At 66.2% G+C, this 8,393-nt stretch carries 1 protein-coding gene and 1 pseudogene; both read right to left on the bottom strand.

Annotated features, from left to right (window positions below; translation table 11 throughout):
• Positions 1-120: 120 nt before the first annotated feature.
• Positions 121-7,601 (bottom strand): annotated as a pseudogene (locus WDC87_RS10655) (autotransporter-associated beta strand repeat-containing protein); the annotation flags it as partial.
• Between the two features lie 358 nt (positions 7,602-7,959).
• The gene (gene sugE / locus WDC87_RS10650; protein WP_005415486.1) at positions 7,960-8,277 is read right to left on the bottom strand and encodes a quaternary ammonium compound efflux SMR transporter SugE; all 318 of its coding nucleotides are present in this window, start codon (positions 8,275-8,277) and stop codon (positions 7,960-7,962) included.
• Positions 8,278-8,393 lie beyond the last annotated feature (116 nt).

Below are 8,393 nucleotides of genomic sequence, written 5' to 3'. Positions count from 1 at the left end.
AGACCAAAGCCAGAATCAGGGCAAAGGAGGCCACCACCCAGACCACCAACTGATACCCTCAGCCCCGTACACCGGGTGGGTCAAAGTTCAACGCGCAGCCTGGGTCAGTTTTAAGTGCGCGCCAACACTCTGGCTGCCACCGGCACTGATATCCAGCGTACCGGCACCGGCCAGGTTGACCGTGCTGGCACCGGACAGGCTGCCACCGGCCGCCACCGCCAGCGTGCCACTGTTGATGGTGGTGGCACCGGTATAGGTACTCGCACCGCCGAGGGTGACCGTCGCCGCGCCATCCTTCAGCAGGCCGCCAGCGCCGCTGATCGGGCCGTTCAAGGTCAGTGCGTTGCTGCCGCCCAGAGTCAGCGTGCCGCTGGCCAGCTGCACGGTGTTGGCCAGCGTCAGCGCGCTGGTGCCATCCAGGCTGGCGTTGCCGCCTACGGTCAGCGCACCGGTTCCCAGCGAACCGTCGTTGCCCAGTAGCAGGCCACCGGCATTGAGGGTCACGCCGCCCGTGAAGACGTTGACGCCAGTCAAGCCCTGGATGCCTGCGCCGTTCTTTACCAGCCCCCCTGCACCTCCGATGGTGCCGGCGAACGTGGTATTGCCCACGCCATTGAGGGTCAGCGTGCTGCCACCCAACGCCACTGAAGAGCCTGCCACGCCTGCCAGCGAACCGATCGCCTGCGCGCCCCCCGCACTGATGTCGAAGGTGGTACCGGCGTTGGCCAGGTTCACCGCACCCGTCGCAGCGAGGCTGCCACCGGCGCCGATCGCCAGCGTGCCGGCGTTGATGGTGGTGCCACCGGTGAAGGTGTTGGTGCCGGTCAACGTCTGGGTACCGGAGCCTTCCTTGATCAGCCCACCGGAGCCGGCCACCGAGCCACTGAACGTGCCATTGGTGGCGTCTCCGATCGTCAGCGTGTTGGCGCCCAGATTCACCGTGCCGTTGCCGATCAGGGTACCGAACTGCTGCGTGCCGCTGCCTGCCGACAGATCGAAGGTCGCCCCCGAGGCCAGGTTGACGATGCCACTGGCGTACAGGCTCGCGCCCGCACCCAGTGCCAGCGTACCAGCGTTGATGTTGGTGCCGCCGGTATAGGTGTTGGTGCCGTTCAAGGTCAGCGTCGCGGCACCCTCCTTGGTCAGGCTGCCGGTACCACTCAGGTTGCCGTTGAGGGTGAGGTTGTTGCTGCCCAGGACGGTCAACGCGTTGCTGAGGATGAAGTTGTTGCCGAGGATGACCGCAGTGTTCGAATCGAGCGTCGCAGCGCCTCCGACCGTCACCGTACCGGTGCCCAGCGCAGCATTGTTGCCGACCACCAGGCCACCGGCGTTGAGCGCCACGCCACCGCTGAAAGTGTTGGCGCCATTGAGCGTCTGCACGCCCGCACCGTTCTTGATCAGGCCGCCACTGCCGCCGATCACACCGCTGAAGGTGCTGTCCACGGTGCCGCCCAGGGTCAGTGTGCTGCCGCCCAGCGCCACCGTGCTGCCTGCAACGCCGGCCAGCGAACCGATGGCCTGGTTACCCGCGGAGATGTCGAGCGTGCCCGCACCGGCCAGGTTCACCGCACCGGTTGCGGCGAGGCTGCCACCGGCACCGATTGCCAGTGTGCCGCTGTTGATGGTGGTCCCCCCGGTGTAGGTGTTGGCACCGCTCAGGGTTACGGTGGCCGCACCGTCCTTGATCAGTCCGCCCGTGCCGGAAATCACGCCCCCCAGCGTCAGCGCCTGGCTGCCGAGCAGATCGAGGCTGGCACCCGCTGCCAGCCCGATGTTGTTGGCAAGGCTGACGCCGGTCGTTGCATCCAGCGTTGCGTTGCTTCCGACCGTCAACGCGCCGCTGCCGAGCGCGGCGCTGTTGCCGACCACCAGGCCACCGCCATTCAGTGCAACGCCACCACTGAACAGATTGGCGCCACCCAGCGTGAGGATGCCGGCGCCATTCTTGACCAGGCCACCGGTGCCGGAAATCGCGCCATCGAAGAGGCTGTTGCCCACACCACCGAGTATCAGCGTCTGTGCCCCCAGGCTCACCGTCGAGCCGGCCACGCCGTTCAACGATCCGATGGTCTGGTTGGCACCTGCGGTGGAGATGTCGAAGCCGGTGCCCGCAGCGCTCAGCGTCACCGCGCCGGTCGCGGCCAGGCTGCCGCCCGGACCAATCGCCAGCGTGCCAGCGTTGATGAAGGTGCCGCCGGTGTAGGTATTGGCACCGGTCAGCGTTTCGATGCCCGCGCCCACCTTGGTCAGGCCACCGGTGCCTGCGATCGAGCCACTGAAGGTGCCATCGGTGGCGCCGCCGACCTCGAGCGAGTTGGCACCGAGGTTCACCGTACCATTGCCGACCAGCGTGCCGAACTGCTGCGTGCCGCTGCCGGCAGACAGATCCAGCGTGGCACCCGTGGCGAGGTTCACGGTACCGCTCGCCGCCAGGCTGGCACCGGCCCCCAGCGCCAGCGTGCCGGCATTGATGTTGGTGCCACCGGTATAGGTGTTGGCGCCGTTCAAGGTCAGCGTCGCGCTGCCATTCTTGGTGAGGCTGCCGGCTCCGGACAGGACGCCGTTGAGCGTCAGTGCATTGGTCCCGAGCACGGTCAGCCCGGCGTTGAGCGCGATGTTGTTGGCCAGCGTTGCCAGGCCGGTGGTATCCAGCGTGGCGGCACCACCAACGGTCAATGCACCGGTGCCCAACGCCGCATCATTGCCAAGCACCAGTCCGCCCGCGTTGAGCGTTACGCCGCCGCCAAACGTGTTGGCACCGGACAGCGTCTGTACGCCCGCGCCTGCTTTGATCAGACCGCCGCCGCCACTGATCACGCCATCGAACGCGGCGTTGCCGGCCGTACCGAAGGTGAGCGAATTGCCGCCCAGCGCCAGGGTGCTGCCACCCGCACCGTTGAGCGCGCCGATGGTCTGGCTGCTGCCGGCACCGGAAATATCAAAGCCAGCGCCTGCACCCAACGTGACATCACCCGCTGCAGCAAGGCTGCCGCCCGCGCCCAGCGCCAACGTGCCGGCATTGATGGTGGTACCGCCGCTGTAGGTGTTGGCACCGGACAGCGTCAGCGTGGTGGCACCATTCTTGACCAGGCTGCCATTGCCGCCGACCACGCCCGACAGCGTCAGCGCATTGCTGCCCGGCAACGTCAGTACGACGCCCGAGCCCAGCGTGACCGCATTGCCGAGTGTCACTGCCGCGCCCGCGTCCAGCGTGGTGCTGGCATTCACCGCCAGCGCGCCGGTACCGAGCGCACCATTCGCACCGACCACCAGGCCACCGCCGTTCAAGGTCAGGCCGCCATCGAAGGTATTGGTGTTGTTGAGGGTCAGCAGGCCCGCACCGTTCTTGATCAGGCCGCCATTGCCGGCCACCACGCCACCGAGGGTGAGATCGTTGCTGCCGCCCAGGGTCAGCTGCGTACCGGCACCGAAGTTCACTGCGTTGGCCAGGTTCAGCGCCACGGTGCTGTCCAGCGTGGTCGTGCCACCAATGCCCAGTGCACCGGTACCGAGTGCGCTGGCGTTGCCGAGAATCAGGCCACCGTCGTTGAGTGCAAGGCCACCACTGAAAGTATTGGCACCGGACAGCGTCTGCACGCCGGCACCGGTCTTGATCAGGCCGCCGGTACCATCGATCACGCCGGCAAAGCTGCCACTGCTGGCGCCGCCAAAGGTCAGCGACTGCGCGCCCAGCACCAGCTGGCTGCCTGCCACGCCATTCAGCGCGCCGATGGTCTGCGCCGCACCGGCTGCGGAGATGTCCAGCGTCGCACCGGCACCCGCAAGATCCACCGCGCCGGCCGCGGCAAGACTGCCGCCCGCCCCCAGCGCCAGCGTGCCGGCGTTGATGGTGGTGCCACCGGTGTAGAGGTTGGCGCCGGACAGGGTGAGGCGGGCCGCGCCGTCCTTGATCAGCCCACCGGCACCGAATACCGGACCGGTGAGCGTCAGGTCATTGCCGCCCAGCACGGAGAGATTCGCACCGGCGGCCAGGCCGATGAGGTTGCCTACGGTGAGTGCAGTCGTTGCATCCAGCGAAGCGTTACCGCCCACGTCCAGCTGGCCGGTACCCAGTGCCTGCGCATTGCCCAGCTGCAGCAGGCCCGCGTTGAGGCCGACGCCCCCGCTGAAGGTGTTGGGTCCATTCAACGCCAGCGTGGCCGTACCATTCTTGACCAGGCTGCCAGTGCCACTGGTGAGACCGCCCAGTGACACGTCCTGGCTGCCCAGCAGATCCAGCGCCGCGCCTGCCCCGAGGTTGACGTTGTTGGCGAGGTTCAGCGCGACCGAACTGTCCAGCGTTGCAGTGGCGCCCACCGACAGTGCACCGGTGCCCAGTGCGCCGGCGTTCCCCAGGAACACGCCGCCGCCGTTGACGGTGAGCCCACCACCGAAGCTGTTGGCGCCGTTGAGGGTCAACGTGCTGGCACCGTTCTTCACCAGCCTGCCGGTACCGGACACCACGCCACCCAGCGTGATCGCCTGCGAGCCCGGCAACGACAGCGCCGCACCCGCGCCCAGGTCAACATTGTTGGTCAGGCTCAACGGGGCGCTGCCATCGAGCGTGACGTTGCCGCCGATGCCCAGTACTCCGGTACCGAGCGCGCCGCTGTTACCCAGCAGCAGGCTGCCGGCGTTTGCATTCAGTCCACCGCTGAAGGTGTTGGTGCCGTTCAAGGTCAGTGTCGACGCGCCATTCTTGACCAGGCTGCCGGTGCCGGTGATGTTGCCGCCCAGGGTCAGGTCCTGGCTGCCCGGCAGGGTCAGGGCCGCGCCGAGGTTGATCGCATTGCCCAGGTTCAGCGCCACAGTGGCGTCCAGCGAGCCGTTGCCACTGACCGTCAACGCACCGCTTCCCAGCGCACCGGCGTTGCCCAGCACCAGGCCACCGGCCGCAAGATTCACCCCACCGCTGAAGGTACTGGCACCGGTCAGCGTCTGCACGCCGGTACCCTGCTTGATCAGCCCACCGGTGCCGCCGATCACGCCGGCGAAGGTCTGGTTGGTGGCATCACCGAAGGTGAGCGTGCTGCTGCCCAGCGCCAGGGTGCTGCCCGCCACACCGGACAATGCACCGATGGTCTGGTTGCCACCCAGCGAGATATCCAGTGCGCTGCCAGCGCCGGCCAGGCTGACCGCGCCGGTCGCCGCCAGGCTGCCACCACTGGCCAATGCCACCGTTCCGGCATTTACCGCCAGCCCACCAGTGAACGTGTTCGCGCCGCCCAACGTCAGCGTGGCAGCGCCGTTCTTGACCAGGCTGCCGCCCCCACCAATGACACCCCCCAGCGTCAGCGCATTCGAGCCCAGCACATTGAGCGAACCACCGGCGCCAAGCGTGATGCCATTGCCCACGGCGAGCCCGGCGCTGGCGTCGAGCGATACCGCGCCGCCGACGTTCAGTGCCCCGGTTCCCAGTGCACCGCCGTTGCCCAGCACCAGGCTGCCCGCGTTGAGTGCCAGACCACCGCCGAACGTATTGGCGCCGTTGAGGGTCAGCGACGATGCACCATCCTTGATCAGGCCGCCAGCGCCGCTGATCACCCCGTTGAACGTCAGCGCCTGCCCGCCAAGCAGATTCAGGCTGGCACCCGATGCGAGGCTGACAGCATTGGTCAGCGCCAGCGCCGTGGTGCCGTCGAAGGTGGTGTTGCCGCCGACAGAGAGTGTACCGCTGCCCAGCGCGGCGGCATTGCCCAGCAACAAGCCACCGGCGTTGAGCGCAACACCGCCCGTGAGGCTGTTGACGCCCGACAGGGTCTGCACACCGGTGCCGACCTTGATCAGGCCGCCGGTGCCTGCGGCGAACGTGCCGCTGTAGCTGGTATTGCCCAGCCCGCCCAGGGTCAGGGTGTGGCTGCCGAGGTTGACCGAACCGCCGAGGCCGGCCAGCGAGCCGATGGTCTGGTTGGCCGCCGCCGAAAGATCCAGGCTGGTGCCAATGTCCAGCGAGATCGCACCGGTGGGCGACAGGCTGCCGCCCGCGCCCAGCGCCAACGTGCCCCCGGCCAGGTTGAAGCTGCCGCTCAGCGAATTGGCACCGTTCAAGGTCAGCGTGCCGGCACCGTTCTTGGTCACGTTGCCGGCACCGGATATCGAGCCACTCAATGTCAGCGCATTGCTGCCCAGCAGGTTCAGCGAGCCCCGCCATTGACCACCAGGTTGTTGCCCAGGGTGAAGCCTGCCGTCGTATCCAGCGAGGCGCTGCCACCGACGGTCAGGTTGCCGCTGCCGAGTGCACCGGCATTGCCCAGCAGCAGGCCGCCGGCATTGAGGTTGACGCCCCCGGAGAACAGGTTTGCGCCGCCGAGAGTAACAATGCCGGTGTTGCTGACCGTCAGCCCACCAGCGCCTGAAAGCACGCCATTCAAGCCGAACGCATTGGTCCCGGCCAGGGATAGATTGCCGCCGAGGTTGAACGCATTGGCCAGATTCAGACCGGCCGTGGAGGATGCGATGGCACCGCCGTTGGCCGTGAACAGCCCTGTGCCGAATGAACCGGCATTGTTGAAATTGACCAGGCCATCATTGAGCGTCGTCGGGCCGGATGCGCCCCATGCGCCCTGCAGGTTCCAGGTACCGCTGTTGACGGTGAGCTTCTGGAAGTTGAGGTACTGGTTCCAGCCCAGTGTGGTCACCGCTCCGCCGGTGCCTGACCCGGGACCGGCGGAACTGTTCTGCAGCACCAGCGCGTTGTTGCCCGCACCGCTGCCGGTACCCGCGTCGACCGTTCCCGCTGCCGCAACCTTCACCCCGGTAACACCCGTAATCACGCCGGCAAGGGCGGTGCCACCGCCGGCCACAACGCTGGAACCCGACACTGCGGTGAAGGTATTGCCGCCGGTTGAATCACCCAGGTGAACGCTGCCACTGACCGCCCCTGCATTGAGGAACGTATTACCGCCAGAAGCGCCCAGGCCGACACGCCCGTCGATGGTGCCGGTGTTGGTCACATTGGCTGCCGCACCACCGTAGGTCACCACCGTGGTCGCGTCGGAAACGCTGCCTGCGCCGATCAACGACGTGCTGATCAGGCCGGCGTTGTTGATGGTGGTGGTGCCGTTGACGTTCTGTGCCACCAGCGCCTGTCCACCGAAGCCCAGCAGCGTTGCGATGTTGACGACACCCTTGATCTGTCCACTGGCGTTGTTGTTGACGACGATCGCGCTGTTGTTGGCGGAACCATTGCCGATGACCAGGCCGGGCGAGGCAAGGACGATCGAGCTCGGATCGATCGTGCCATTGTTGTTGACCGTCACGTTGTCGCCGGTCAGCGTTGCTGCGTTGCCTCCACCTACGATCGGCGGCGTACGCAGCAATGCACCCGCAGCGATGTTCAGCGTGAGGCCGTTGGTCGCGTTGGAGTAATTGTTGATGGTGGTGGTGCTGTCGCAGTTTACGGTCGTGGTACCCGTACACGCCGCGAATGCCGATCCACTGGCCAGTGTGGCGGCCAATGCCGCCGCCAGCTGGTGCGTCCGCAATCGCGGTATCCGCCCTGCGCTGACCGCGCTCCCCCCGGGATTCAGGGCGACCTCCGAAGCAACCTGCATTACCCCAAGGGCACGATTGAAAACCAGACGGTAAATGCGGTTCATCGGTAAATCTCCATGAAAAGACCGGATGGCACAGCTGGCAGGTTTTTTTGGAGACAATGCAGGCCACCCCTGCTCCCGATACGGGAACAAGGCCTGAAGGCATTAACTCCTGAAAATCTTCACATCTTCACCTGATCGCACCCAGGGACAGGTACGTCAGCGTGTCCCTCAAGGCGAAAACTCCCCGATTTCGCCCGACGAATGGCGGCACTGTGCGACCGGCGGTGCCAGCGGCATGTGAATCGCGCGCGTTATTTTCATGACGCACGTCAAATAAAAGGGGCCAACAGAATGGTTTTGCCGAAAATGCATATCGCTGTATGTGGCGGGGAATCCATCCCCGCCATGAGTAAATAATTCAGCTACTGGAGAGTTTCATCAGCACCAGGCCGGAAACAATCAGCACCGCTGCACCGATCCGCATCGGGCTGACCTGCTCACCCAGGAACACGATGCCGACCACGAACGCGCCGACCGCGCCGATGCCGGTCCAGATCGTATAGGCGGTGCCCAGCGGCAGGCTGCGCATGGCCACCGCCAGCAGCCAGAAGCTGGCGATCATGCCGATGATCGTGACCACGGTGGGGGTGAGCCGGGTGAAGCCTTCGGACTGCTTCATGGATACGGCCCAGACGATTTCCAGCAGGCCGGCAAACAATAGATAGATCCAGGCCATGACGGCCCTCCTCTTGGTAGGGCCAGGCCGTCCTGGTCTTTGATTCCCGATGTGGGGGAGGTCGTTCCTCCTGGCCGGCATTCTAGCAACGGGGGCCACGCCCGGCCGCCGTGGCC

The organism is Stenotrophomonas maltophilia group sp. Smal12 (assembly GCF_037079935.1).
Lineage (GTDB): Bacteria > Pseudomonadota > Gammaproteobacteria > Xanthomonadales > Xanthomonadaceae > Stenotrophomonas > Stenotrophomonas sepilia.
The sequence above is the reverse complement of the archived record's forward strand: the minus strand, read 5'-3'. Positions and strand labels throughout refer to the sequence as shown.